This window comes from Streptomyces speibonae (genome assembly GCF_984686075.1).
Window position 1 is genome coordinate 6,314,418 of sequence record NZ_OZ480260.1, and the last position, 24,372, is coordinate 6,338,789.

Annotated in this window: 20 protein-coding genes and 2 pseudogenes; 12 read left to right on the forward strand and 10 right to left on the reverse strand. The window is 72.4% G+C overall.

The annotated features are described in order from the left end of the window. The first annotated feature begins 740 nt into the window (after nucleotides 1-740). The 6 genes and pseudogenes from AC5L3C_RS28360 (at nucleotide 741) to AC5L3C_RS28385 (ending at nucleotide 6,440) form a co-directional block, all read left to right on the forward strand. Complete coding sequence (locus AC5L3C_RS28360) at nucleotides 741-1,829, forward strand: TraR/DksA family transcriptional regulator (protein WP_493651713.1); 1,089 nt, start codon at nucleotides 741-743, stop codon at nucleotides 1,827-1,829. A gap of 65 nt (nucleotides 1,830-1,894) precedes the next feature. After that, nucleotides 1,895-2,521, forward strand: a complete 627-nt coding sequence (gene lspA, locus AC5L3C_RS28365; RefSeq protein WP_493651716.1) for a signal peptidase II — start codon at nucleotides 1,895-1,897, stop codon at nucleotides 2,519-2,521. Between the two features lie 43 nt (nucleotides 2,522-2,564). Then, entirely contained in the window at nucleotides 2,565-3,509 is a 945-nt protein-coding gene (locus AC5L3C_RS28370) for an RluA family pseudouridine synthase (RefSeq protein ID WP_493651717.1), read from the forward strand. Further along, a complete protein-coding gene (locus tag AC5L3C_RS28375; RefSeq protein WP_493651718.1) occupies nucleotides 3,506-3,988 on the forward strand; it encodes a GNAT family N-acetyltransferase in 483 nt (160 codons plus the stop codon). Before AC5L3C_RS28370 ends, AC5L3C_RS28375 begins: the two co-directional genes overlap by 4 nt. Nucleotides 3,989-4,062: 74 nt before the next feature. After that, nucleotides 4,063-5,647 (forward strand): annotated as a pseudogene (locus tag AC5L3C_RS28380) (Na+/H+ antiporter). Between the two features lie 49 nt (nucleotides 5,648-5,696). Continuing rightward, a complete protein-coding gene (locus tag AC5L3C_RS28385) occupies nucleotides 5,697-6,440 on the forward strand; it encodes an SDR family NAD(P)-dependent oxidoreductase (RefSeq protein ID WP_493651720.1) in 744 nt (247 codons plus the stop codon). Here the strand turns inward: AC5L3C_RS28385 and AC5L3C_RS28390 are convergent. Then, a complete protein-coding gene (locus AC5L3C_RS28390; RefSeq protein WP_493651722.1) occupies nucleotides 6,434-7,558 on the reverse strand; it encodes a mechanosensitive ion channel family protein in 1,125 nt (374 codons plus the stop codon). The genes AC5L3C_RS28385 and AC5L3C_RS28390 overlap by 7 nt on opposite strands. A gap of 133 nt (nucleotides 7,559-7,691) precedes the next feature. On the opposite strand from AC5L3C_RS28390, the gene AC5L3C_RS28395 reads away from it, so the two are divergent. Then, the gene (locus AC5L3C_RS28395) at nucleotides 7,692-8,267 is read left to right on the forward strand and encodes a dienelactone hydrolase family protein (RefSeq protein WP_493651723.1); all 576 of its coding nucleotides are present in this window, start codon (nucleotides 7,692-7,694) and stop codon (nucleotides 8,265-8,267) included. Nucleotides 8,268-8,290: 23 nt separating this feature from the next. On the opposite strand, the gene AC5L3C_RS28400 is transcribed toward AC5L3C_RS28395, so the two are convergent. The 4 genes from AC5L3C_RS28400 to AC5L3C_RS28415 all read right to left on the reverse strand — a co-directional run bounded on the left by AC5L3C_RS28400 (nucleotide 8,291) and on the right by AC5L3C_RS28415 (nucleotide 13,082). Continuing rightward, nucleotides 8,291-9,976, reverse strand: a complete 1,686-nt coding sequence (locus AC5L3C_RS28400; protein WP_493651725.1) for an alkaline phosphatase D family protein — start codon at nucleotides 9,974-9,976, stop codon at nucleotides 8,291-8,293. A 110-nt stretch (nucleotides 9,977-10,086) separates the two neighbouring features. Further along, complete coding sequence (locus AC5L3C_RS28405; protein WP_493651727.1) at nucleotides 10,087-10,899, reverse strand: DsbA family protein; 813 nt, start codon at nucleotides 10,897-10,899, stop codon at nucleotides 10,087-10,089. Nucleotides 10,900-10,983: 84 nt separating this feature from the next. Beyond that, nucleotides 10,984-11,688, reverse strand: a complete 705-nt coding sequence (locus AC5L3C_RS28410; protein ID WP_493651728.1) for a hypothetical protein — start codon at nucleotides 11,686-11,688, stop codon at nucleotides 10,984-10,986. 68 nt (nucleotides 11,689-11,756) lie between these two features. After that, nucleotides 11,757-13,082: a DUF2252 domain-containing protein gene (locus tag AC5L3C_RS28415; protein WP_493651730.1), complete on the reverse strand. Its 1,326-nt coding sequence runs from the start codon at nucleotides 13,080-13,082 to the stop codon at nucleotides 11,757-11,759. A gap of 204 nt (nucleotides 13,083-13,286) precedes the next feature. On the opposite strand from AC5L3C_RS28415, the gene dnaE reads away from it, so the two are divergent. Then, on the forward strand, nucleotides 13,287-16,826 hold the full coding sequence (dnaE, locus tag AC5L3C_RS28420; RefSeq protein WP_493651732.1) for a DNA polymerase III subunit alpha: 3,540 nt from the start codon (nucleotides 13,287-13,289) through the stop codon (nucleotides 16,824-16,826). Nucleotides 16,827-16,922: 96 nt separating this feature from the next. On the opposite strand, the gene AC5L3C_RS28425 is transcribed toward dnaE, so the two are convergent. Further along, entirely contained in the window at nucleotides 16,923-17,090 is a 168-nt protein-coding gene (locus tag AC5L3C_RS28425) for a hypothetical protein (protein ID WP_164555740.1), read from the reverse strand. Between the two features lie 222 nt (nucleotides 17,091-17,312). Between AC5L3C_RS28425 and AC5L3C_RS28430 the strand changes: the two genes are divergently transcribed. Next, nucleotides 17,313-18,518 (forward strand): NYN domain-containing protein, encoded by a 1,206-nt coding sequence (locus AC5L3C_RS28430; protein WP_493651733.1) that lies wholly within the window; start codon nucleotides 17,313-17,315, stop codon nucleotides 18,516-18,518. 13 nt (nucleotides 18,519-18,531) lie between these two features. On the opposite strand, the pseudogene AC5L3C_RS28435 reads toward AC5L3C_RS28430, so the two are convergent. After that, nucleotides 18,532-19,137 (reverse strand): annotated as a pseudogene (locus AC5L3C_RS28435) (MBL fold metallo-hydrolase); the annotation flags it as partial. A 157-nt stretch (nucleotides 19,138-19,294) separates the two neighbouring features. On the opposite strand from AC5L3C_RS28435, the gene AC5L3C_RS28440 reads away from it, so the two are divergent. The 3 genes from AC5L3C_RS28440 to AC5L3C_RS28450 all read left to right on the forward strand — a co-directional run bounded on the left by AC5L3C_RS28440 (nucleotide 19,295) and on the right by AC5L3C_RS28450 (nucleotide 21,898). Beyond that, a complete protein-coding gene (locus AC5L3C_RS28440; protein ID WP_493654069.1) occupies nucleotides 19,295-20,269 on the forward strand; it encodes an ABC transporter ATP-binding protein in 975 nt (324 codons plus the stop codon). A gap of 86 nt (nucleotides 20,270-20,355) precedes the next feature. Next, a complete protein-coding gene (locus AC5L3C_RS28445) occupies nucleotides 20,356-21,177 on the forward strand; it encodes an ABC transporter permease (protein WP_493651735.1) in 822 nt (273 codons plus the stop codon). Nucleotides 21,178-21,211: 34 nt separating this feature from the next. Next, on the forward strand, nucleotides 21,212-21,898 hold the full coding sequence (locus tag AC5L3C_RS28450; protein ID WP_493651737.1) for an AAA family ATPase: 687 nt from the start codon (nucleotides 21,212-21,214) through the stop codon (nucleotides 21,896-21,898). A 111-nt stretch (nucleotides 21,899-22,009) separates the two neighbouring features. Here the strand turns inward: AC5L3C_RS28450 and ybaK are convergent, their stop codons facing one another. The 3 genes from ybaK to AC5L3C_RS28465 are packed head-to-tail and all read right to left on the reverse strand — an operon-like array spanning nucleotide 22,010 to nucleotide 24,367. Then, nucleotides 22,010-22,510: a Cys-tRNA(Pro) deacylase gene (ybaK, locus tag AC5L3C_RS28455; RefSeq protein WP_493651739.1), complete on the reverse strand. Its 501-nt coding sequence runs from the start codon at nucleotides 22,508-22,510 to the stop codon at nucleotides 22,010-22,012. Between the two features lie 28 nt (nucleotides 22,511-22,538). Continuing rightward, a complete protein-coding gene (locus AC5L3C_RS28460) occupies nucleotides 22,539-23,279 on the reverse strand; it encodes an LON peptidase substrate-binding domain-containing protein (RefSeq protein WP_493651741.1) in 741 nt (246 codons plus the stop codon). A gap of 11 nt (nucleotides 23,280-23,290) precedes the next feature. Further along, entirely contained in the window at nucleotides 23,291-24,367 is a 1,077-nt protein-coding gene (locus AC5L3C_RS28465; RefSeq protein ID WP_493651743.1) for a hypothetical protein, read from the reverse strand. Nucleotides 24,368-24,372: the final 5 nt, after the last annotated feature.

Genomic DNA, 24,372 nt, shown 5'->3' on the forward strand with positions numbered 1-24,372 from the left:
CTCGCGGGGTTTCTTCCGGCGGCTCCGGGGTGATCTTCACGTCGCGCTCGCCCCCGGGCTCACACCGTCCCCGGGTCGCTGCGGGCTGCCTACGCCGCTACTCGTCCCCATCCACGCTTTTCGCTCCGCCCAGTGTACGGCGCGGAGCGGACAGCGGCCGCCGGTTTTCCGGTGGGCGTATGACCTGACATGCCCCGAATGGCGAGGTACGCGTGTTCGGGATCGGCGGAGGTGCCCCTGGTCGGCATACCCGGCGGGGAGCTGGGCACAACGGATGCAGGCTCGCCGCGCGGCGTCCGCGGGGCGGGGGAATCGGGCGGTGCGCCCCGTTGCCGAGGGACTCGAGTCGATTTATCGTCCCAGCACGATTCGCGCGCAAGATCACAATATGTGAAGGGGCCGCGGCCATGGTGGCGAAGAAGACCGCTGTACAGCAGTCGGCGCCGTCCGGCGGACCCGGACCGGCTCCGAGCGCGAAGGCACCCACGACCGCGTCGGCGGGGGCGGGGGCACCGCCCCCGGGCACGGATCCCACAGGGGAGTCCACGGCATCTCCTCCGGAGACGGGCGGGACGGCGTCGGCGGGTCCCGCAGGACAGGCCGCCACCCGCAAGGGCGCGGCGGAGCACGCCCGGCGTCGGTCGGGGCCTGCCTCGGAGGCGGGCGGGGCGCCGGGGAAGGCGCCGGAGGAGAGCACGGCCGGGGGTTCCGCACGGGAGGACGCGGCGTCTGCTTCGGAGGTGGCTGGTACGTCGAAGAGGACGGCCGCCGCGCGGGGGGCCTCGTCCGGGGAGGCCGCCGGCGGGGCGGCGAAGAAGGCGGGCGCCGAGAAGGCGGGCGTCCGGGAAGCGGTACCGGAGGAGGCGGCCGGCGGGGCCTCCGGGCAGGGGGCGCCTGCCGGGGAGGGTTCCGCGCGGAAGTCGCCGGGCCGGAAGGCGGCGCGCAAGGCCCCCGGCGAGAAGGCGGAGGCTGCCCCCGTGAAGAAGGCTGCCAAGAAGGCGGCGGCGAAGAAGGCGGGCGCCGAGAAGGCGGGCGTCCGGGAAGCGGTACTGGAGGAGGCGGCCGGCGGGGCCTCCGGGCAGGGGGCGCCTGCCGGGGAGGGTTCCGCGCGGAAGTCGCCGGGCCGGAAGGCGGCGCGCAAGGCCCCCGCGAAGAAGGCGTCGGCGAAGAAGACGCCTGGACGCTCGGCGGCCGCCGACCCCGAAGCGGCGGCGTCCGCGCGGGGCCGGGCGCGTGGCGGGGGCGGCAGGACCGGTGGGTCCACTCAGGATGTGGCCGGGCACAGCACGGCCGATGACGCGGACGCGGCCGAGGCCGCGGCGCAGACGGGAGTGACGACGGTGGGTGCGAAGAAGACCCCTGGCCCGGCGGCCACGGCGGCCACGGCGGCGAAGACCGCCGTACCCAAGGCCCGGCTCGTCGCGGCGGATCCGGGCGAGCTCGCGGTCCGTCCGGGCGAGGAACCCTGGACTCCGGAAGAGGTCGAGGAGGCCCGGGCCGAGCTGATGTCCGAGGTGCTGCGGCTGCGCGAGGAGATCACCTCCTCCGAGCAGTCGCTGGCCGGCCTGATGCGGGACTCCGGCGACGGCGCGGGCGACGACGACGCCGACACCGGCACGAAGAACATCACGCGCGAGCACGAACTCGCGCTCGCCGCGAACGCGCGCGAGATGCTCAGCCAGTTCGAGCGCGCCCTCCAGCGCCTCGACGCCGGCACCTACGGCCTGTGCGAGAGCTGCGGCAAGCCCATCGGAAAGGCCCGTATGCAGGCATTTCCCCGTGCCACCCTGTGCGTGGAGTGCAAGCAGAAACAGGAGCGCCGGTACTGATCGGCGGGCGCGCAGGGCGTGCCGTACCCTCGTCCTCAGTCAGGTACCTAGGCTGAGGGACTCACGTGGCAGAGGCGGAGCGCATCATCGGTACGCCGGACACCCCGGACGCGGACCGGGAGCAGCAGGACCGGGATGAGCAGACCCGGGACGGGCAGGAGCCGGCCGGCACCGACGGGACGGCGGCGGAGGCCGGGCGGCCGCGCGGCAAGCGGCGGATCGCCGTGCTGTTCGCCGTCGCCGCGCTCGCCTATGCCCTCGATCTGATCAGCAAGATGATCGTGGTCGCCAAGCTGGAGCACCACGAGCCCATCGAGATCATCGGGGACTGGCTGCGGTTCGAGGCGATCCGCAACGCGGGCGCGGCCTTCGGCTTCGGCGAGGCCTTCACCGTGATCTTCACGGTGATCGCCGCGGCCGTGATCGTGGTGATCATCCGCCTCGCCCGCAAGCTCTACAGCCTGCCCTGGGCGATCGCGCTCGGCCTGCTCCTCGGCGGTGCCCTCGGCAACCTCACCGACCGGCTCTTCCGCTCCCCGGGCGTCTTCGAGGGCGCGGTGGTCGACTTCATCGCGCCCAAGCACTTCGCCGTGTTCAACCTGGCGGACTCGGCGATCGTGTGCGGCGGCATCCTCATCGTGCTGCTGTCGTTCCGTGGCCTCGACCCGGACGGCACCGTCCACAAGGACTGAACGCGCGTACGGGGTAGTCGGCCCCGTCCGGCATACTCGACGGGTGAGCACGATTCCCGAGATCCGTACCCTGCCCGTGCCCGACGGCCTGGAGGGCGAGCGCGTCGACGCCGCCATCTCCCGGATGTTCGGCTTCTCCCGCACCAAGGCCGCCGAACTCGCCGCGGCGGGGAAGGTCACGGTCGACGGCTCGGTGGTCGGCAAGTCCGAGCGGGTCAGCGGCGGCGCCTGGCTCGAGGTGGAGATGCCGCAGGCGCCCGCGCCGGTGCGGGTGGTCGCCGAGCCGGTCGAGGGCATGGAGATCGTGCACGACGACGAGGACGTGGTCGTGATCGTCAAGCCCGTCGGCGTCGCCGCCCACCCCTCGCCCGGCTGGACCGGCCCCACGGTCATCGGCGGTCTCGCCGCCGCCGGGTACCGCATCTCGACCTCCGGCGCCGCCGAGCGCCAGGGCATCGTGCACCGCCTCGACGTCGGCACCTCCGGGCTGATGGTGGTCGCCAAGTCGGAGTACGCGTACACGTCGCTGAAGCGCCAGTTCAAGGAGCGCACGGTCGACAAGCGCTACCACACGCTCGTCCAGGGCCACCCCGACCCCACCAGCGGCACCATCGACGCCCCCATCGGCCGCCACCCGCAGCACGACTACAAGTGGGCGGTCACCGCCGAAGGCAAGCCGTCCGTGACGCACTACGACCTGATCGAGGCCTTCCGCGCCGCGTCCCTCCTCGACGTCAAACTGGAGACCGGCCGCACCCACCAGATCCGCGTCCACATGGCCGCCCACCGGCACCCCTGCGTCGGCGACCTCACCTACGGCGCCGACCCCACGCTCGCCAAGCGGCTGAAGCTGACCCGCCAGTGGCTGCACGCGGTGCGGCTCGGCTTCGAGCACCCCGGCGACGGGCAGTGGGTGGAGTTCGGCTGCGACTACCCCGAGGACCTGCAGCAGGCCCTGGACCGGGTCCGCGAGGAGACCTACGCATGACCCGTCCCCACGTCGTCCGTGTGGCGCGCGAGCCCGCGGACCGCGAGGCGTGCTTCGCCGTGCGCAAGGACGTCTTCGTCGCCGAGCAGGGCGTCCCCGAGGACATCGAGTACGACGCCCACGACGCCGGCGCCGTGCATGTGCTGGCGATCGGGGAGGACGGCACACCGCTCGGCACCGGGCGGCTGCTGCACGGCGCGGCCGCCGCGGCGAAGAACGGCGGCGACCCGGCGGCCGGCTCCCTGGGCCGGCTCGCGGTGACCCGCGACGCACGCGGCCGGGGCGTCGGCGCGGCCCTGGTGCGGGCCATCGAGCAGGCGGCCCGCGACCTGGGGCTCACCGCCGTCGACCTGCACGCGCAGACCCACGCCCTCGGCTTCTACGAGCGGCTGGGCTACGTGGCGTACGGCCCCGAGTTCCCGGACGCCGGGATGCCGCACCGGGCGATGCGGCGCGTGCTGGAGCCCGGAGCCCGCTGACGCCCCGGCGGGGCGGCGACGTGGCAGGCTGAATGCCGCCGATGGATCGTCGAACCCCCCCGGGAGCGCTGACCGTGGATCAGCTGGCCCTGCTCTTCGTCCTGTTGCTCGGGGCGGTGGTGAGCGTCCCCGTCGGAGAGCGGCTGCGGCTGCCGGCACCGGTGCTGATGACGGTGTTCGGGATCGTGCTGGCGCTGCTGGAGTTCGTCCCGAACATCGACGTCCCGCCGGAGCTGATCCTTCCGATCGTGCTGCCGCCCCTGCTGTACGCCGCCGTGCGCCGGACCTCCTGGCGCCAGTTCGCGGCGAACGTCAGGCCGATCCTCCTGCTGGCCGTGGCGCTGGTCTTCGTCACCACGCTCTGCGTGGCGGTCGTCGCCGACGCGATCGTGCCGGGGCTGCCGCTGGCCGCCGCCGTCGCCCTCGGCGCCCTGGTGGCGCCGCCCGACCCGGTCGCGGCGACCGCCGTCGCCGGGAAGCTGGGGCTGCCGCGCCGGCTGGTGTCGATCCTGGAGGGCGAGGGGCTGTTCAACGACGTCACGGCCATCGTCCTCTACCACGTGGCGATCGCCGCTGCCGTGAGCGGCACCTTCTCGCCCTGGGAGGCCGGTCTCGACCTGGTGCTGTCGGCCGTCGTGGCGGTCGTGGTCGGGCTCCTGCTCGGCTGGGGCACCAACAAGCTGATGGGCCTGCTCGGGGACCCGACCCTCCAGGTCGCCCTGACCCTGCTGGTGCCGTTCGCCGCCTACGTCCTGGCCGAGGAACTGCACGGCTCCGGGGTGCTCGGGGTGCTCGTCACCGCGCTGTACCTCGTGGAGTACGCCACCGACGCCGACGACGTCATGGCGCGGCTCGCCGCACACCTTCTGGGACATCGTGGACACCCTCGTCACCGGTGTCGCCTTCGGACTGGTCGGCCTCGAACTGCACAACGCGGTGGACACCGCGGAGGGCCACTGGGGCGAGCTGCTCACCTGGTCGGCGGCGGTGGTGGGCGTGGTCGTCCTGGTCCGGCTGGTGTGGCTGCTCCCGGCGACCTGGCTGACGAAGCGGCTGCACACCGCGCGGGACGTCGGTGAGGACATCCCGGTCAGCTGGCGTGAGACCGTGGTGATGTGGTGGTCGGGCATGCGCGGGGTGGCCTCGGTCGCGCTGGTCCTCGCCCTTCCGCTGGAGACCGACGGCGGTGAGGACTTCCCCGCCCGGAGCGAGCTGATCTTCATCGCGTTCGGCGTGGTGCTGACCACGCTGCTGGTGCAGGGGCTGACCCTGCCGTGGCTGGTGAACCGGCTCGGGGTGCGCGGCGGCACCGGGCGCGAGAAGGAGTTCGAGCGGCAGCTGGCGGTCCGGGCGGCGAAGGCGGCCAAGCGGAGACTGCGGGAGATCGAGGAGGTCGAGGACCTGCCGGAGGACCTGTCCGAGCAGATGCTGCGCAGGGCCTACGACGTCGGGGTGCGGATCAGCCCGGACATGGCGCAGGACGAGCGGCGCGAGGCGTCCCGGCAGTGGTCGCGGCGGCTGAAGCGGGTGCGCCGCATCGAGTCGGAGATGCTCAGCGCCGCCCGGCACGAGGTGCTGACGGCCCGCAGCGAACCGGGCGCCGATCCCGAGGTGGTGGACCGGGTGCTGCGTCATCTGGACGTGCGGAGTCTGCGGTGACCGCGCGGGGTTACCGGCGCCGGCGGCCGTCGGTTCGTAGGGTTTCGGCATGACTCGGAACGTTGTGATCAGCGGGGGCGGTACCGGCATCGGACTGGCCGCCGCGCGGGTGTTCGCCGCCGACGGCGATCAGGTGCTGCTGCTCGGCCGGCGCGGGGACGTCCTGGAACGGGCCCCGGTGCCGGGCGCGCTCACCTACGCCGCCGACCTGGCCGATCCGGAGGCCGTCCGGGGAGTGGCCGCCTTCGTGGGCCGGGAGTTCGGCGCCGTGGACGTACTGATCCACAGCGCCGGGGGCAACGGCCTGCTGGAACCGCCGGTGGGCGGCGACGACCCGCTCGACGCGGTCGCCCGCGACTGGACGGTCAACTTCCGGCTCAACGTGCTGACCGCCGTGCTCCTCACCGAGGCCCTGCGGGACCGGCTCGCCGTGCCCGGCGGCCGGGTGCTGTTCCTCAGCTCCATCGCCGCCTACCGCGGCTCCGGACGGGCGTCCTACGCGGCGGCCAAGGCGTCGCTGCACCCCTACGCCCACGCCCTGGCCCGCGGCCTCGGCCCGCACGGCATCACCGTGAACGTGGTCGCCCCCGGCTACATCGAGGACACGGGGTTCTTCGGCGACGACGGCATGGACGAGGAGCGGCGGGCCCAGCTGACCGACGAGACGTCGGACAAGCGGGCGGGGACGCCGGGGGACGTCGCGGCGACCCTGCACTGGCTGGCCTCCCCGGCCGCCGGACACATCACCTCGCAGATCGTCCAGGTCAACGGCGGCGCCGAACGCGGTCACTGAGGACCGCTGCGCTCCTTCGGATGGCGGTGCACCCGGCGGGCCGGCGGCACGGTGTCGGAGGAGTGCCGGCCGTGGGCCGGCGGCAGCACCGCGTCGGCCGCGTTGACCCGGGGCAGCGCGTAGGGGTGCTCGGCGGCCAGCCAGCGGATCATCTGCTCGCGGACCGTGACCCGCACCGTCCAGATGTCGGAGGCGTCCTTGGCCGTCGCCAGGGCACGCACCTCCATGGTGCTGGGCGTGGAGTCCGTCACGGTCAGGTTGTAGGCGCGGCCGTCCCAGGCCGGGCAGTCCCGCAGGATGTCGCGGAGCTTCTCGCGCATCGCGTCCAGCGGGGCCGAGTGGTCGAGGTGCCAGAATACGGTGCCGGTCATCTGCGGGGTGCCGCGCGACCAGTTCTCGAACGGCTTGGAGGTGAAGTACGACACCGGCATGGTGATCCGGCGCTCGTCCCAGGTGCGGACGGTCAGGAAGGTGAGGGTGATCTCCTCCACCGTGCCCCACTCGCCGTCCACGATCACCGTGTCGCCGATGCGGACCATGTCGCCGAAGGCGATCTGCAGCCCGGCGAACATGTTGCTCAGCGTGGACTGGGCGGCCACACCGGCGACGATGCCGAGGATGCCCGCCGAGGCCAGCAGCGAGGCCCCGGCGGCACGCATCGCGGGGAACGTCAGCAGCATGGCGGCCGCCGCCACCACCCCGACGACCGCGGTCACCACGCGCTGGATGAGCGTCACCTGGGTGCGCACCCGGCGCACCCGGGCGGGGTCCCGCTCGCGGTGGGTGCTGGCGTACCGCGAGTACGAGGTCTCGACGACCGCGGCCGCGATCCGGACCGCCAGCCAGGCCGCCGCGCCGATCAGCACCAGCGTCAGGACCCGGCCGACACCGACCGCGTGGTCCTTCAGCAGCTGCGCCTGCTCGTAGGACCCTCTGAGCAGGGCCGCGCAGACGACCATCTGGTAGGGCACACGGCCGCGGCGCAGCAGGCCCCAGAGCGGCGTCTCGGGGTGGCGTTGGTCGGCCTTGCGCAGCAGCAGATCGGTGGCCCAGCCGAGCAGCAGCGTGAGCACGATCGATCCGCCGACCACGATCAGGGGGCGGAGCACGTCATCCATGCCCCCGAACCTAACCGGGCCGGACCCGAACCTAACCGGGTCGCGCGGGTGCGGACATGTGAGATTCGCACCATCGCGGGTGCGACCGCGGTCCGGGACCGGCGTACCGTACCCGGCTGGCACCATGGGCCGCATGAACATCATGCTCTTTCACCCGACCTACGGTCCGCGGCCCGCGGTGGCCCGGGCGGCCGACCGGCTGCGCGCGGCGGGACACGAGGTGTGGACGCCCGACCTCTTCGAGGGCCGCACGTTCGACACGGTCGAGGAGGGCATGGCGTACCAGGAGGAGACCGGCAGGGACGAGCTGCTGAAGCGGGCGGTGCTGGCCGCCGCCCCCTACTCCGGGCGCGGGCTGGTGTACGCGGGGTTCTCCTTCGGCGCCTCCGTCGCCCAGACGCTGGCCCTCGGCGACGACAGGGCACGCGGCCTGCTGCTCCTGCACGGCACGTCCGACCTCGCGGAGAACGCCGCGGTGGACGGGCTGCCGGTGCAGCTGCACGTCGCCGAGCCGGACCCGTTCGAGACGGACGACTGGCTCACCGCCTGGTACCTGCGGATGGGCCGGGCCGGTGCCGACGTGGAGGTGTACCGGTACGCGGGCGCGGGCCACCTCTACACCGACCCCGACCTGCCGGACTTCGACGAGGAGGCCGCCGAGGCCACCTGGCGGGTGGCGCTCGGCTTCCTCGGGTCGCTGGAGAGCTGAGCCGGAGAGCCGGACCGGCCGGATCAGACCGGGTCGTAGGCGCGCTCGGCCCGCTGGGTGCCGCTGCGGGTGCGGTAGGAGCGGGCCCAGGACGCGGTGGCGTTCCGCCCCGTGCGGCCGGACAGCACGTAGTAGTCCATCTGCGCCCGCTCCGCGGTGATGTCCAGGACGCCGTAGCCGTGGCGGTCGGTGTCCACCCAGTGGACGTGCCGGTTGGCGGCCCGGATCAGCGGCGAGGCGAGCGCGGTGACGGCGCCCTCGGGCACCCCGACGATGTCGTCGAGGTTGTCGGAGGTGACCGAGGTGACGACGAACTCCGTGGCGGCGGAGGCCGACAGCGGATAGGTCCCGGCGTTCACCGGCACGTCGTTGGCCCACGCCATGTGGATGTCGCCGGTGAGGAAGACGGTGTTGCCGATGGCGTTCGCCCGCAGATGGGCGAGGAGTTCGCGCCGGTCGTCGGTGTAGCCGTCCCACTGGTCGGTGTTGAGGGCGAGCCCTTCCTGCGGCAGGCCCAGCAGCTTCGCCAGGGGTCTCAGCAGGCTCGCGGGGAGGGCGCCGACGGAGAACGGCGAGATCATCACCGAGGTGCCGACCAGCCGCCAGGTGGTGTCGGAGGCCGACAGACCCGCCTTCAGCCAGTCCAGCTGGGCGCGTCCGGTGAGCGTGCGGTCCGGGTCGTCGACGTCGCCGTCGCCGGTGGAGACCTGCTGGGAGCGGAACGAGCGCAGATCGAGCAGGGACAGGTCGGCGAGCCTGCCGAAGCGCAGCCGGCGGTAGGTGGTGCCCTCGACGGCGGGGCGGACCGGCATCCACTCGAAGTAGGCCTGCCGGGCGGCGGCCTGACGGGCGGCCCAGGTGCCCTCGGCGCCCTCGGTGTGGTTCTCGGCGCCGCCCGACCAGGTGTCGTTGGCGAACTCGTGGTCGTCCCACATCGCGATGACCGGTGCCGTGGCGTGCAGCGCCTGGAGATCGGGGTCGGTCTTGCAGGTCGCGTGTCTGAGGCGGTAGTCGGCGAGGGTGACGATCTCGTGGGCGGGGGAGTGCGGGCGGACGACGGTGCCGCGGGTGCCGTAGTCACCGCTGCGGTACTCGTAGATGTAGTCGCCCAGATGGAGCCAGGCGTCCAGATCGCCGCGGGCCGCGAGATGGCGGTACGCGGCGAAGTGCCCGGCCTCCCAGTTGGCGCAGGAGACGACGCCGAGGCGCAGGCCGCCGACGGCGGCGTCGGCGGCCGGGGCGGTGCGGGTGCGCCCGGCGGGCGACTCGGTGCCGCCGGCGGCGAAGCGGAACCAGTAGTCGGTGGCCGGCCGCAGGCCGCGGATGTCCGCCTTGACGGTGTGGTCGGAGGCGGTCGTGGCGAGGGCCGAGCCCCGCGCGACGACGTCGGTGAACGCCTTGTCGCGGGCGACGGTCCAGCTCACCTCGGTGTCGGGTCCGAGCCCCGAGCCGGGTGCCGCCTCCGGCACCGGTGTCACCCGGGTCCACAGCAGGATGCCGTCCGGCAGCGGATCGCCCGAGGCGACCCCGTGCAGGAAGGCGGGGGCCTGCCGCGCCGCCCGGGCGGGCAGCGCGGCGGCCAGGGGTCCGGCCAGCGCCGCGGTGGCGGCGGCCGCCTTGACGACCGTGCGGCGGCGCGGGGAAGGAGGGGTGTGGGCGTCCGCGGTGGCGGAGACCGCGCTCTCGAGTGGTCCGTGTCGACTGGTCACAGCCGAACAGGTTACTGACAGGTACACGCCAGAGCACCGGAGCGGGCGAACTCGTGAACGTTCACCCGCTCCTCGGCGTGCCGCCGCCCCGTGCGCGGGACGGCCGGGGATCAGCCCTTGAGCGCCTTGTCGACGGCCGTGTTGAACTCCTCCACCGTCATCGGCGCGTTCTTCCCGTCGGCACCGGTGAGCTTCTCGCCGTCCACCATCAGCGTCGGGGTGCCCTGGACGTCGCTGTCGTCGAAGGTGTCCGACATCTCCAGCGCCCACCGGTCGTAGGTGCCGTCGTTCACGGCCGCCTGGAACTCCTTGTTCCCCTTCAGCGCGTCCACGGTGTCGGCGACCTTGATCAGGTACGCGTCGTCCTTGAACTTGTCGTCCGACTCCTCGGGGTGGTACTCGGCCGAGTACAGCGCGCTCTTGTAGGCCAGGAACGCCTCGGGGCTGACGTTCAGCGCCGCGCCCAGGGCGCTCAGCGCGTTCTTGGAACCCTCACCCGTCAGGTTGCGGTCGAGGAACGAGGCGCCTATGAAGCGGACCTTGTACTTGCCGTCCTCGACGTCCTTCTCGATGGTCTCGCCGACCGTCTGCTCGAACGAGGCGCAGATCGGGCAGCGCGGGTCCTCGTACAGCTCGAGGGTCTTCTTCGCCTCCGGCTTGCCGATGACGACGGTCGTGCCGTTCTCGCCGGTGCTGTTGGCCGGCTTGACGAGCTCGGCGTCCTTCGCCGCCTCCCAGGCGCTGGGCTTGTTGGCCTGGACGACCGCGTAGCCGATGCCGCCGGCCGCGGCCAGGACGCCCACGACCGACAGGGCGACCACGATCTGCCGCTTGGCCTTCGCCTTCTTCGCCTGCCGCTCGCGCTCCTGGCGCAGCCGCTCCCGGGCCGCCGTCTTCGCCGCCTGGCTGTTCCGCTTGCTCATGGTGATGTCTCCACAAAGGACGCACACGGGTCGTGTGCGGAATACGTACGGGGGACCGCTGGTGCTCGGGTCGTGCCGCCGGCCTCAGGCGCGGGCGGCGACGGAGCACGGCGGTCCGCGACGTCCCAGGGAGTGTGCGAGCAGCAGGGTCCGGGCGACGGCGGTACGGCGGACCGGACGGCCCGGACGCGGGGCCTCGGGGGCCCGGCGCACGCTCACCGCGGCGACCGCCAGCAGCAGCGGACGGAACGTCGTCGCGGTGATCGCGCTCAGCAGCTGGGCCAGCGCCCGTTCGCCGCGGCGCAGCCAGGCGGCGGCCAGCAATCCCACCCCGATGTGCGCGCCGAGCAGCATCCAGGCGGTGGCCGGGTCGGCCTGGGCGAGCAGCGCCGCAAGCCGGTCGCCGCCCTCGGCGGCGGGCCCGGTGACCCGGGCCAGCGGTGCGCCGACGCTTGCGCCGTCGCCACACAGCACGTCGAAGCCGACGGACCGCAGCGGACCCGCGACGGGCCCGCCCATCCGGCCGTAGCAGACGTGCTGGCCGGTGGTGAAGACCGTGTCGGCGGCCAGCTCCAGCGGGATCAGCAGGGCGGCGATCCGCCCGAAGGAACGCTCCCGCCCCGCCAGGGCGTACGCCAGGAGGAACACGGCGGCGGCGACCGCGGCCACCGTGTTCACCGGCAGCGGAGCCCCGGACAGCAGCACGTGCGACGCGCTGCTGAGCGTCACGACGACAGCCGTGAACAGCGCCGCGCGAACGGCTCTGAGCTGGGTTCCGGATATGTCCATGGCGGGAACGAGTGTGTCACGTGCTCCGGTAAGGGATCCCTAAAGGGTTCCTGTGGATGCCTCGATGGTTACAGTCCCGGAATCCTGCCGTTGCGGAACAGGTCGAGGAAGATCTGGTGGTCGGCGCGGGCGCGGGCGCCGTAGTCGTGGGCGAAGTCGACCAGCAGCGGGATCAGGGAGTCCTCGTCGGCGGCGATCGCCGCGTCGATGGCGCGCTCGGTGGAGAACGGCACCAGGGACTCCCCGGAGGTGTCGTCCGCCGCCGCGTGCATCGTCGCCGTGGCCCGGCCCAGGTCGGCGACGACCAGGGCGATCTCCTCCGGGTCGTCGATGTCGCTCCAGTCCAGGTCCACCGCGTACGGCGAGACCTCGGCGACCAGCTGCCCCGAGCCGTCCAGCTCCGTCCAGCCCAGCCACGGGTCGGCGTGCGCCTGGAGGGCGCGCTGGGAGATGACCGTGCGGTGCCCCTCGTGCTGGAAGTAGTCCCGGATGTCCGGGTCGGTGATGTGCCGGGAGACCGCGGGGGTCTGGGCCTGCTTGATGTAGATCACGACATCGTTCTCCAGGGCGTCGCTGTGCCCCTCCAGCAGGATGTTGTACGACGGCAGCCCGGCCGAGCCGATGCCGATGCCGCGCCGGCCCACGACGTCCTTCACGCGGTAGGAGTCCGGGCGGGCCAGCGAGGCGTCCGGCAGCGTCTCCAGATAGCCGTCGAAGGCCGCGAGCACCTTGTAGCGCGTGGCCGCGTCCAGCTCGACGGCGCCGCCGCCGGGGGCGAAACGGCGCTCGAAGTCGCGGATCTCGGTCATCGAGTCCAGCAGCCCGAACCGGGTCAGCGACCGGGCGTCGCGCAGCGCGTCGAGCAGCGGGCCCTGGGCGGTGTCCAGGGTGAACGGCGGCACCTCGTCGCTCTTGGCGCCGGTGGCCAGCGCGTGGATGCGCTCCCGGTAGGCCGCTCCGTAGATGGTGACCAGCTCGCCGATCTGCTCGTCGCTGAGCGCCTTGGCGTAGCCGATCAGCGCCATGGAGGCCGCGAACCGCTTGAGGTCCCAGGTGAAGGGGCCGACGTAGGCCTCGTCGAAGTCGTTGACGTTGAAGACCAGGCGGCCGTTGGAGTCCATGTACGTGCCGAAGTTCTCCGCGTGGAGATCGCCGTGGATCCACACGCGCGAGGTGCGCTCGTCCAGGTAGGGCCCGCCCCGTCGCTCGGGGTCCAGATCGTGGTAGAAGAGGCACGCCGTCCCGCGGTAGAAGGCGAACGCCGACGCCGCCATCTTCCGGAACTTCACCCGGAACGCGGCCGGGTCGGCGGCGAGGAGCTCGCCGAAGGCGGTGTCGAGGACGGCGAGGATCTCCTCGCCGCGGTGCTCGTCGTTGAGCTGCGGGACCGACATCGCTTTCTGCCTCCAGGTGCAAGATTCTCGGAACGGCTGGTCCGTCCCCTGCCTAACGTGCGGCCGGGCACGGGAGTGCCCGCGCCACCGCCCGAAGGTACGTCGGGACGGGCGTGTCGTGTCAGTCCCTGGGCATAGACTTCGACGCTGACCCCCGGACCGTCCGTCCCCCCGTCACCGCCTGTTCTCCCAGGAGGCCGCACCGTGTCGAAGCCGCCGTTCACGCACCTGCACGTCCACACCCAGTACTCGCTGCTGGACGGTGCCGCGCGGCTGAAGGACATGTTCAACGCCTGCAACGAGATGGGCATGACGCACATCGCCATGTCCGACCACGGCAATCTGCACGGGGCGTACGACTTCTTCCACTCCGCCCAGAAGGCCGGAGTCACCCCGATCATCGGGATCGAGGCCTATGTCGCCCCCGAGTCCCGGCGCAACAAGCGCAAGATCCAGTGGGGCCAGCCGCACCAGAAGCGGGACGACGTCTCCGGTTCCGGCGGCTACACCCACAAGACGATGTGGGCGGTGAACAGCACCGGACTGCACAACCTCTTCCGGCTCTCCTCCGACGCCTACGCCGAGGGCTGGCTGCAGAAGTGGCCCCGGATGGACAAGGAGACCATCGCGCAGTGGTCCGAGGGCATCGTCGCCTCCACCGGCTGCCCCTCCGGCGAGGTGCAGACCCGGCTGCGCCTCGGCCACTTCGACGAGGCCCTCAAGGCCGCCGCCGACTACCAGGACATCTTCGGCAAGGACCGCTACTTCCTGGAGCTGATGGACCACGGCATCGACATCGAGCACCGGGTCCGCGACGGGCTGCTGGAGATCGGGAAGAAACTCGGCATCCCCCCGCTGGTCACCAACGACTCGCACTACACGTACGCGCACGAGGCGGGCGCCCACGACGCGCTGCTGTGCATCCAGACCGGCAAGAACCTCTCCGACCCCGACCGCTTCAAGTTCGACGGCACCGGCTACTACCTGAAGTCCACCGACGAGATGTACGCCATCGACTCGTCGGACGCCTGGCAGCAGGGCTGCGCCAACACCCGGCTGATCGCCGAGATGGTCGACACCACGGGCATGTTCGAAAAGCGCGACCTGATGCCCAAGTTCGACATCCCCGAGGGCTACACCGAGGTGTCCTGGTTCCGCGAGGAGACCATGCGGGGCATGCACCGCCGGTTCCCCGACGGCATCCCGGACGACCGCATGAAGCAGGTCGAGTACGAGATGGACACCATCATCTCGATGGGCTTCCCGGGCTACTTCCTCGTGGTCGCCGACTTCATCATGTGGGCCAAGAAGCAGGGCATCGCGGTCGGCCCCGGCCGTGGCTCCGCGGCCGGCTCGATCGTCGCCTACGCCCTCGGCATCACCGACCTCGACCCGATCCCGCATGGTCTGATCTTCGAGCGGTTCCTCAACCCCGAGCGCATCTCCATGCCCGACGTCGACATCGACTTCGACGAGCGCCGGCGCGTCGAGGTGATCCGGTACGTCACGGAGAAGTACGGCGCCGACAAGGTCGCCATGATCGGCACCTACGGCACCATCAAGGCCAAGAACGCCATCAAGGACTCCGCGCGCGTGCTGGGCTACCCGTACGCGATGGGCGACCGCATCACCAAGGCGATGCCCGCCGACGTCCTCGGCAAGGGCATCCCGCTGTCCGGCATCACGGACCCGGACCACCCCCGGTACTCTGAGGCCGGCGAGGTCCGCGGGATGTACGAGAACGAGCCGGACGTGAAGAAGGTCATCGACACCGCGCGCGGTGTGGAGGGCCTGGTGCGGCAGATGGGCGTGCACGCCGCCGGCGTGATCATGTCCAGCGAGACCATCACCGACCACGTCCCGGTCTGGGTCAGGCACACCGACGGCGTGACCATCACGCAGTGGGACTACCCGAGCTGTGAGTCGCTCGGCCTGCTGAAGATGGACTTCCTGGGCCTGCGCAACCTGACCATCATGGACGACGCCGTCAAGATGGTGAAGGCCAACAAGGGCGTCGACATCGACCTGCTGGCGCTGCCCCTGGACGACCCGACGACCTTCGACCTCCTCCAGCGCGGCGACACCCTCGGCGTGTTCCAGTTCGACGGCGGACCGATGCGCTCCCTGCTCCGGCTGATGAAGCCGGACAACTTCGAGGACATCTCCGCCGTGTCGGCCCTGTACCGGCCGGGCCCGATGGGCATGAACTCGCACACCAACTACGCCCTGCGCAAGAACGGCCAGCAGGAGATCACCCCGATCCACCCCGAGCTGGAGGCACCGCTCAAGGAGGTCCTGGACGTCACCTACGGCCTGATCGTCTACCAGGAGCAGGTGCAGAAGGCCGCCCAGATCATCGCCGGCTACTCGCTCGGCGAGGCCGACATCCTCCGCCGCGTGATGGGCAAGAAGAAGCCCGAGGAACTGGCGAAGAACTTCACCATCTTCCAGGCCGGTGCCCGCAAGAACGGCTACAGCGACGAAGCCATCCAGGCCCTGTGGGACGTGCTGGTGCCCTTCGCCGGCTACGCGTTCAACAAGGCGCACTCCGCCGCGTACGGACTGGTGTCGTACTGGACCGCCTATCTGAAGGCGAACCACCCCGCCGAGTACATGGCCGCGCTGCTCACCTCGGTCAAGGACGACAAGGACAAGTCGGCGGTCTACCTCAACGAGTGCCGCCGCATGGGCATCAAGGTGCTCCCGCCGAACGTCAACGAGTCCGAGTCCAACTTCGCCGCGCAGGGCGACGACGTGATCCTCTTCGGCCTCTCCGCGGTGCGCAACGTCGGCACCAACGTCGTGGAGTCGATCATCAAGTGCCGCAAGGCCAAGGGGAAGTACGCCTCGTTCCCCGACTACCTCGACAAGGTCGACGCGGTCGTCTGCAACAAGCGGACCACGGAGTCGCTGATCAAAGCCGGTGCCTTCGACTCCATGGGGCACACCCGCAAGGGCCTCACCGCGCAGTACGAGCCGATGATCGACAACGTGGTGGCGGTCAAGCGCAAGGAGGCCGAGGGGCAGTTCGACCTGTTCGGCGGCATGGGCGAGGACCAGGGCGACGAGCCCGGCTTCGGCCTGGACGTGCAGTTCACCGACGACGAGTGGGACAAGACGTACCTGCTCGCGCAGGAGCGCGAGATGCTCGGTCTCTACGTCTCCGACCACCCGCTGTTCGGCCTGGAGCACGTGCTGTCCGACAAGGCCGACGCGGGCATCTCCCAGCTCACCGGCGGTGACTTCGGCGACGGGGCGGTGGTCACCATCGGCGGGATCATCTCCGGCCTCCAGCGCAAGATGACCAAGCAGGGCAACGCCTGGGCGATCGCCACGGTGGAGGACCTCGCCGGTTCCATCGAGTGCATGTTCTTCCCGGCGACGTACCAGCTCGTCTCCACGCAACTCGTCGAGGACGCCGTGGTCTTCGTCAAGGGACGGCTCGACAAGCGCGAGGACGTGCCGCGGCTGGTCGCGATGGAGCTGATGATCCCCGACCTGTCCAACGCGGGCACCAACGCGCCCGTGGTGCTCACCATCCCGGCGACCCGCGTGACACCCCCGATGGTCAGCAGGCTCGGTGAGATCCTCACCCACCACAAGGGCGACAGCGAGGTCCGGATCAAGCTCCAGGGGCCTACGAAGACGACGGTGCTGCGCCTCGACCGGCACCGGGTCAAGCCGGACCCGGCGCTCTTCGGTGATCTGAAGGTCCTCCTCGGACCGTCCTGCCTCGCGGGCTAGCGGATCCCGTCCGGCCCACGCGCGTGAGGGGCGCACCCTGTGGTGGGTGCGCCCCTCGTTCCCGTACCCGGGCCGCTACGGTCCGTCACACGGATGTCAGTTGTGGCCGAAGCGCTTCTGCCGGCCCTTGCCTCGGCCCACCTCGCCGGGCACGACCTGCGTGGTGCGCTGCTCGTCCGGCGTCTCCATCGTGGACGACTGCGACGTGCGCGGGGCGCGCTCGGCCTGGGGCTGCTTACGGTCACGGTTCTTGTTCTTGGCCATGGTGATGCCTCCTGTGGGGGACTAGGGGCCAGGGCCGGAATCAGATTCACACAGTCCGATGACCCACGCATGTCGGACAATTACCGTGCGTGACCCGGGCGGTCCGGGGGAGGAAGTGTGGAAACGCCACGCCGAAGATCGAGTTCGGGCCGTTAACCCCGGCGAGGTCGGGCAGACTCGAAGCAAGCCCGAAGCAAACCTCCCGGAAAGAGGGTGGATCGCGTGGACCGCTGCATCGTCCTGGTGGACGCCGGGTATCTGCTGGGGGCCGCCGCCAGTCTCCTCGCCGGGGAGCCTTCACGGTCCCGCATCACCGTGGACCACGCCGCCCTCATCCAGGGGCTGCGCGAACGAGCCGAGAACGACACGCGGCAACCGCTGCTGCGCATCTACTGGTTCGACGGCGCCCCCGACCGCGTTCCGCAGCCCGAGCACCGCAGGATGCGCGTGATGCCCCGGGTCACCGTCCGGCTGGGGGCGCTGACCCGCAGTGACGGCCGCTGGGCGCAGAAGGGCGTGGACGCCGCGATGCACGCCGAGCTGACCGAGCTGGCCCGCAACCGCGCCTGCTCCGACATCGTGCTGGTCACCGGCGACGGTGATCTGCTGCCCGGGATGATGGCGGCCAAGGAGCACGGCGTCGCCGTCCACCTGTGGGCCGTGCAGGCCGCCGACGGCGACTACAACCAGTCCGAGGACCTGGTCGCCGAGGCCGACGAGCGCCGTGTGCTGGACCGGGCGTGGATCACCCGGGCGGTACGCGCCAAGGAGTTCACCGGGGTGTGCGCGCCACCGCCCGCGCCCCGTCCCGAGATCGCCGCGATCCTCTCCGCCCCGCTGCCGGACTCCGCGCTGGCCGCGGCGGCCGAGCGGACCGTGCAGGAACCGCCGCACCCGGCCGCCGCCGCGCACAACGGCACCGCCGAGCGGGCGCCCACGAAGGGGGTGCCCACCCCGAAGGACCTGGCGGCGCTGCGCGGCCCCGGCCCGCACCAGCCCCAGCAGCCCGCCTCCGCGACGCTGCGCTGGTCGTCCGACAAGGGCTGGGTGGACCGGCCCGTGGCCGAGCCGCCCGATGCCGCGACCATGCCGACCCTCGCCCAGCTGACCACCGCGGAACAGCGGTGGGCGGACCGCGAGGAGGACATCACCACCGTCGGCGGTGACCCCTTCGAGGTCGGGCAGGTCTTCGCCCGGCGCTGGGTGGAGCGGCTCGGCGACCAGAGCCACATCCAGAAGCTGTCCGCGATGTACCCGCGCATTCCGCACCGTGTCGACGGCGAACTGCTGCGCTACGCGGCCCGCTTCGGGCTGCTCGCCCACAAGGACGACCAGATCGACGAGCGCGACCGCTACGCCATCCGGGCGGGTTTCTGGCGCGAGCTGGACCAGCGCACGGGCACGGAGCGGGCACCCGCCGGGGAATGAGCGGGCCGGCGCCTCAGGGGCGCGGGAAACCGGCCCACGTTCCGATGGCGAAGCCGTCGCCCTCCCGCCGGACCTCGGCGGCCCCGTGTCCCGGCCAGTGCGCCGGGACGACCAGTTCGCGCTGCTCCGCGGCCCGGGCCAGGTGGGCGCGGCGGGTCCTCGCGGCGAGCCGGAGGTCGTCGCAGAAACAGCTGCTCCACTCCGGCACGAGGACCTGCACGGGGCTGTGCAGCATGTCGCCGACGAAGACGGCGCGGTCGGTGCCCGAGCGCAGGGTGAGGACGGACGAGCCGGGGGTGTGACCGGGTGCCGCCTCCAGCAGCAGGTTGCCGTCGATGCGGTGGCTGTCCTCCCAGAGCACCAGCTGCCCGGCGCGCTCGACGGGGGCGATGCTGTCCTCGAACACCAGCCTGCTGCCCTCCCAGCGGACGCGTTCGTGGTCGTCGCGCGGGGGCCGGGTGCGGCCGGGGTTCGCCGGGTCGAAGTACCGGTGGTCCGCGCGGGGGACCAGGTAGGTGACGTTGGGGAAGGCGGGCACCCACTGCCCGTCGCGCCACTCGGTGTTCCAGCCGACGTGGTCGTAGTGGATGTGGGTGTTGACGACGACGTCGACGTCCTCACGCTTCTTGACTTTGCAGTACAGCCAAATCGCGCGGAGTGCGTCACGCCACTGGGACGGAAGGGTGACCCGAGGGCGGGCGGACGGGGGCGACAACGTACGCTCGTCCCTTATGAGCACGCGCGCGGTACAGGCATTCCGGCACGGCGGTGACGTCGTGTGTGCCGTGCGCGGGCTGACCAAGACCTACCCGGCGGCGCGCGGCCGGCGCGGGGTTCCCGCGACGCCCGAGGTCCGGGCCACCGACGACGTGACCCTCGACATCCGGCGCGGTGAGATCTTCGGACTGCTCGGGCCGAACGGCGCCGGCAAGTCCACCCTCGTACGCCAGCTGACCGGCCTGATGCGACCCGACAGCGGCAGCGTGGACATCCTCGGCCACGACATCGTGCGCCACCCCGAGCGGGCCGCCCGCATCCTCGCCTACCTCGGCCAGGAGTCCAGCGCCCTGGACGAGCTGACCGTGTCCCTCGCCGCCGAGACCACCGGCCGGCTGCGCGGGCTCGACGTGCGCCGGGCGCGGGCCGAGCGCGACGACGTCCTCGACGAGCTGGGGCTCGCCCCGCTCGCCTCACGCCCGCTGCGCAAGCTCTCCGGGGGCCAGCGCAGGCTCGCCTGCTTCGCCGCCGCGCTGGTGGGACGGCGCCCGCTGCTGGTGCTCGACGAGCCCACCACCGGCATGGACCCGGTGGCCCGGCGCGCGGTGTGGTCCGCCGTCGACCGGCGCCGCGCCGAGCACGGCTCGACGGTCCTGCTGGTCACCCACAACGTCATCGAGGCCGAGACCGTCCTCGACCGGGTCGCGGTCCTCGACCGCGGACGGGTCATCGCCTGCGACACCCCGGCCGGTCTCAAGGAGCAGGTCGCCGGCGAGGTCCGGGTGGAACTGGTGTGGCGCGAGGCCGCGCCGCTGCATGTGCCCGAGGTCGCCGCGCTGCGCGACCGGGCCGCCGAGTCCGGCCGCCGCTGGACCCTGCGGCTGGCGCCCGAGGAGGCCCGCGCGATCGTCGCCACCGTCACCGGCGGGGCCGCGTTCGCCGCCCTGGACGACTTCACCCTGGCCACGCCCAGCCTGGAGGACGTCTACCTGGCGCTGGGCGGCGCCGCACGGCAGGGGCTGGTGAAGGCGTGAGCGCACGGGCCGTGTCATCCGTACGGAACAGGGCGACCTCCGGAGCGGATCCGGGCGGACCTCCGACCGAAGGAGAGCAGCACGACGTGAGTGTCGTACCCGCCGACGCCCTGCCGGGCGGCGCCCTGGCCGCGGGGGAGGGCGCCCCGGTGGCGGCCGAGCTGGGCCCCCGGGCACGGCTGTGGCCGTCGCTGGCCGCCGTGTACCGGGCGCAGCTGTCCCGGGCCCGGGTCGCGCGGATCCCGCTGCTGTTCGTGGCGACGTTCCAGTCCATCGGCATCATGATCCTCATGCGCGGGGTCGTGGACGGCGGCGGCGAGGCGCAGGCCGTGGTCGCCGGCTCGGCGGTGCTGGTCGTCGCGTTCGTCGCGCTGAACCTCCTCGCCCAGTACTTCGGCCAGCTGCGGGCCAGCGGCGGGCTCGACCACTACGCGACCCTGCCCGTGCCGCCGGCGGCCGTGGTGCTGGGCGCGGCGGGCGCGTACGCGTCGTTCACCGTGCCGGGGACCGTGGTGACCGCCGTCTTCGGCTGCGCGCTGTTCGGGCTGCCGCTGGCGCACCTGTGGATCCTGATCGCGGTGATCCCGCTCGCGGGCGCGGCGCTCGCCGGGCTCGGCGCGGCGCTCGGTCTGCTCGCGCCCCGGCCGGAGCTGGCCACGCTGCTGGGCCAGCTCGGCATGTCGGCGGCCTTGCTGCTGGGCGTGCTGCCGCCGGAGCGGATGCCGGAGGCGGTGCGCCTCGCCCGCGACCTGCTGCCGTCGACGTACGGCGTCGAGGCCTTCGCGCGGACCTTCGGACCGCGTCCCGACTGGGCCCATGTCCTCGGTGACCTCGCCGTCTGCGGCGTGGTCGGCGTCATCTCACTGGGCGTGGCGACGTGGGCGTACCGCAGGGCAGCCGTCCGGTGACGCGCCGCACAGCCGGGCCTGGCACGATGGCAGGGTGAGCGCTCCTCTGACACCACCGCCGCCCCCGCACGAGCATTCCGCGCAGGACGCGTGGGAGCCGCCCTCCGGCGGGTCCGCCTCCGCTCCCGATCCGGCCCGGCAGGCCCCGTATCCCGGGTATCCCCGGCATGGGTGGTGGCACGAGGAGGACGGTCCCGGAATGAAGCAGGAACTGCGGGAGGCCGCCGTGATCGCGGTGGCGGTGGCGCTCGGCGGGGTGCTGCTGGGGGTGCTGTGGTCGTGGCTGGCGCCGCGTGTGCCGCTGGTGGGCAATGTGACCGGCGACAACTGGGCGGTCTATCTCAGGGACTCCGAGGGTGAGCAGGCCGTCGGGGTGGACGGGACGTTCACGCTGCTCGCCCTGGCGTTCGGTGCGGTGAGCGCGCTGGTGGTGTTCCTGGTGCGGCGGCGCGGGGGTGTGCCGCTGGTGGTGGCGCTGGCGGTGGGAGGGCTGCTGGGGTCGGTGCTGGCGTGGCGGCTGGGGGTGTGGCTCGGGCCCGCGGAGGATGTGATCGCGCGGGCGAAGAGCGTGGGTGAGGGGGTGACGTTCGACGCGCCGCTGAAGCTGAGTGCGAAGGGGGCGTTGTTGGCGTGGCCGTTCGCGGGGCTGGTGCTGCATCTGGGGCTGACGGCGCTGTTCGGTCCCCGGGACCCGGAACCGTTCGCTCCGCGGGAGGCGTAGGTAGCGCCGGTGCCCGGCGTCGGGGCTGAGCGGGGGGACCCCATCGCCCCGGGGGGGGGGGACCTCCCCGGCCCTCGAGGCACTGGGGGAGGCACGACTGCCCGCGGATCGTCAAACGCGGCCGATCGGGGCCAGGGTCGCTGCTGTCAGGCTGGTCAGGTCGGCCGGGGTGAGTTCGACCTCCAGGCCGCGGCGGCCGGCCGAGACACAGATCGTTTCGTGCAGGACGGCCGACTCGTCCACGACCGTCGGCAGCTTCTTGCGCTGGCCGAGCGGTGAGATGCCGCCGCGGACATAGCCCGTCGTGCGTTCCGCCAGCGCCGGGTCGGCCATCGCCGCCCGCTTGCCGCCGGCCGCCGACGCGAGCGCCTTCAGGTCCAGTTGGCCCGCCACCGGCACCACCGCCACCGTCAGCGTCCCGTCGACGTCCGCCACCAGTGTCTTGAACACGCGGTCCGGCGAGACCCCCATCGCCTCGGCCGCCTCCTCGCCGTACGAGGGGTGGGAGGGGTCGTGGTCGTAGGAGTGCACCGTGAACGGCACCCCCGCCGCGGTGAGCGCCACCGTCGCCGGGGTCCCCCCGGACTGCTGCTTCCTGGACTTCTTCGCCATCGCGGACGGCACCTCGCACAGTCGTACGTCAGTTGAGACTCATCGGGCCGCGCGTCAGCTCCGACGCCGGCAACGACGGCAGATTACGGATGATGGCCGTCTCCGTGCGAAGGAGTTTCAGCTCGTCCCGGAGCCGGGAGGCGGTGTCCGGCGCCTGGAGCAGACGCTGCCGCGTCGGCGTGTCCAGCATCATGGCCGCGGCGACGAGGTACGAGACCACGCCCGGCTCGTCGGGCAGCTCCGCACCGGTCGCCAGCGAGCGCTCCCGCGCCCCCGCCAGCCGCTTCTGGTACTGGCGGAACGCCCGCAGCACCCCCTCCGCCAGCGCCCCCGGCTCCTCGCCGGGATCCTCCTCCACCGGCTCCAGCTCGGCCGTCAGGAACGGCCCCGAGGCGTCGACCGACAGCAGCCGCACCCGGGTCGTCCCGGTCGCCAGTACCTCGAAGGTGCCGTCGGCCCGCTCCCGTACGGTCGCCGCGTCGGCCACACAGCCCACCTTGTGGAAGGCGCGCAGCGGATCGGAGCCGAAGCCCGCCGTGGGGCCCCGGTCGGGCACGGCGGTCGGATCGGGCAGCCCGGGGGAGCTCGGAGCCACTTCGTGGCCGTCGCGGATCGCCACGACGGCGAACCGGCGTGGCTCGTCCTCGGGGGTCTTCAGCAGCTCGCGCATCATGGCGCGGTAACGCTCCTCGAAGACGTTGAGCGGGAGCACGAGCCCCGGGAACAGCACCGTGTTCAGGGGGAAGAGCGGGAGCCGGACGGTGGTCACGACCCAAAAGCCTAATGGTCGCCGAAGCGGAGTCGTCCGCCCCGCCCACCCTTCGGACGGCCGGAGGCCGCGGCGAGGCCGTCGGATCCGCCGGCGGAGGAGCCGGACGCGACCGCGGCGCGCACGGTCTGACGAACCTCCAGGAACCGCCCCAGCGGGTCGTCCGCGCCCCGGTCCCAGGGGAAGGACGTGGCGTAGGGCCCGGTCAGACGGAGCTGTTCCAGGGCGTCCTGCCAGCGTTCCAGCCGCATCAGGACATAGGTCAGCAGGTTGCGCAGCTCGGCCGGCCAGGGCTGGCCGGCCGGCAGCCGGGCGGACAGGCCGGCGGCGCGGTCGGCCGCCGCGTCGAGCCGTTCCCTCGGCACCTCGGGACCGCAGCCGTCCGTCAGATAGCCGAACGCCGCCCGCAGCGGCAGCGCCTGCGTGAGCGAACCCTCCGGCGCGTCCTGCGCGGCCCGGTCCGCGAAGTCGAAGCACTCCCGGTGCGAACCGTGCCAGGAGGACGCCAGATAGCGCAGGGCCGCCACATGGCAGCCGTGGTGGTGCGGGGCGCGCCGGACCGCCGCCTCCCACAGCTCCTCGAAGTAGGTGTGTCCGGCCCGCGCGCCACGCGCGTGGTCCAGGGCCAGCCGCCACGGCACCGGATCCTGGCTGTCCGCCCGCGCGGCGGCCGTGATCAGCGGGCTCACCTCGCGCAGCAGCTCGGCCCGCGCCGGCGAGTCCCAGGCGCGGTCCACGGCCCGCTGGGCGTCCACCAGCAGGACGTCGGGGTCGCGCGGGGCGAGGGTGCGCCAGGTCTCCAGCCACTCCGGACGCGAGCGCGCGAACAGGGCCAGGTGCCGCACATACCCCTCCCGGTGCTCCCAGGCCCTCCTGCGCCGGGAGGCGGCGAGCAGCTCGGCGGCGGGCGTGTGGTCCCCGGCCGCCGCCCCGACCAGCGCCGGGCCCAGCACGTCGTCGGGTGCGTCGAGGAGCACCTCGTCGTCGCCGGGCAACACGGCGGGGACGGGGGAGGCGGTGCCCGTCGACTTGCCTCGCACCCGGGACGTACGGGTGAACGCGTGCAGCAGAGCCATGGTGCCGACCATTGAAA

Coding starts and splice junctions, on each gene's coding strand:
- AC5L3C_RS28375 (WP_493651718.1), top strand. CDS start 3,506: ATGACCCGTCCCCACGTCGTCCGTGTGGCGCGCGAGCCCGCGGACCGC.
- AC5L3C_RS28385 (WP_493651720.1), top strand. CDS start 5,697: ATGACTCGGAACGTTGTGATCAGCGGGGGCGGTACCGGCATCGGACTG.
- AC5L3C_RS28390 (WP_493651722.1), bottom strand. CDS start 7,558: ATGGATGACGTGCTCCGCCCCCTGATCGTGGTCGGCGGATCGATCGTG.
- AC5L3C_RS28395 (WP_493651723.1), top strand. CDS start 7,692: ATGAACATCATGCTCTTTCACCCGACCTACGGTCCGCGGCCCGCGGTG.
- AC5L3C_RS28405 (WP_493651727.1), bottom strand. CDS start 10,899: ATGAGCAAGCGGAACAGCCAGGCGGCGAAGACGGCGGCCCGGGAGCGG.
- AC5L3C_RS28410 (WP_493651728.1), bottom strand. CDS start 11,688: ATGGACATATCCGGAACCCAGCTCAGAGCCGTTCGCGCGGCGCTGTTC.
- AC5L3C_RS28415 (WP_493651730.1), bottom strand. CDS start 13,082: ATGTCGGTCCCGCAGCTCAACGACGAGCACCGCGGCGAGGAGATCCTC.
- AC5L3C_RS28425 (WP_164555740.1), bottom strand. CDS start 17,090: ATGGCCAAGAACAAGAACCGTGACCGTAAGCAGCCCCAGGCCGAGCGC.
- ybaK (WP_493651739.1), bottom strand. CDS start 22,510: ATGGCGAAGAAGTCCAGGAAGCAGCAGTCCGGGGGGACCCCGGCGACG.
- AC5L3C_RS28465 (WP_493651743.1), bottom strand. CDS start 24,367: ATGGTCGGCACCATGGCTCTGCTGCACGCGTTCACCCGTACGTCCCGG.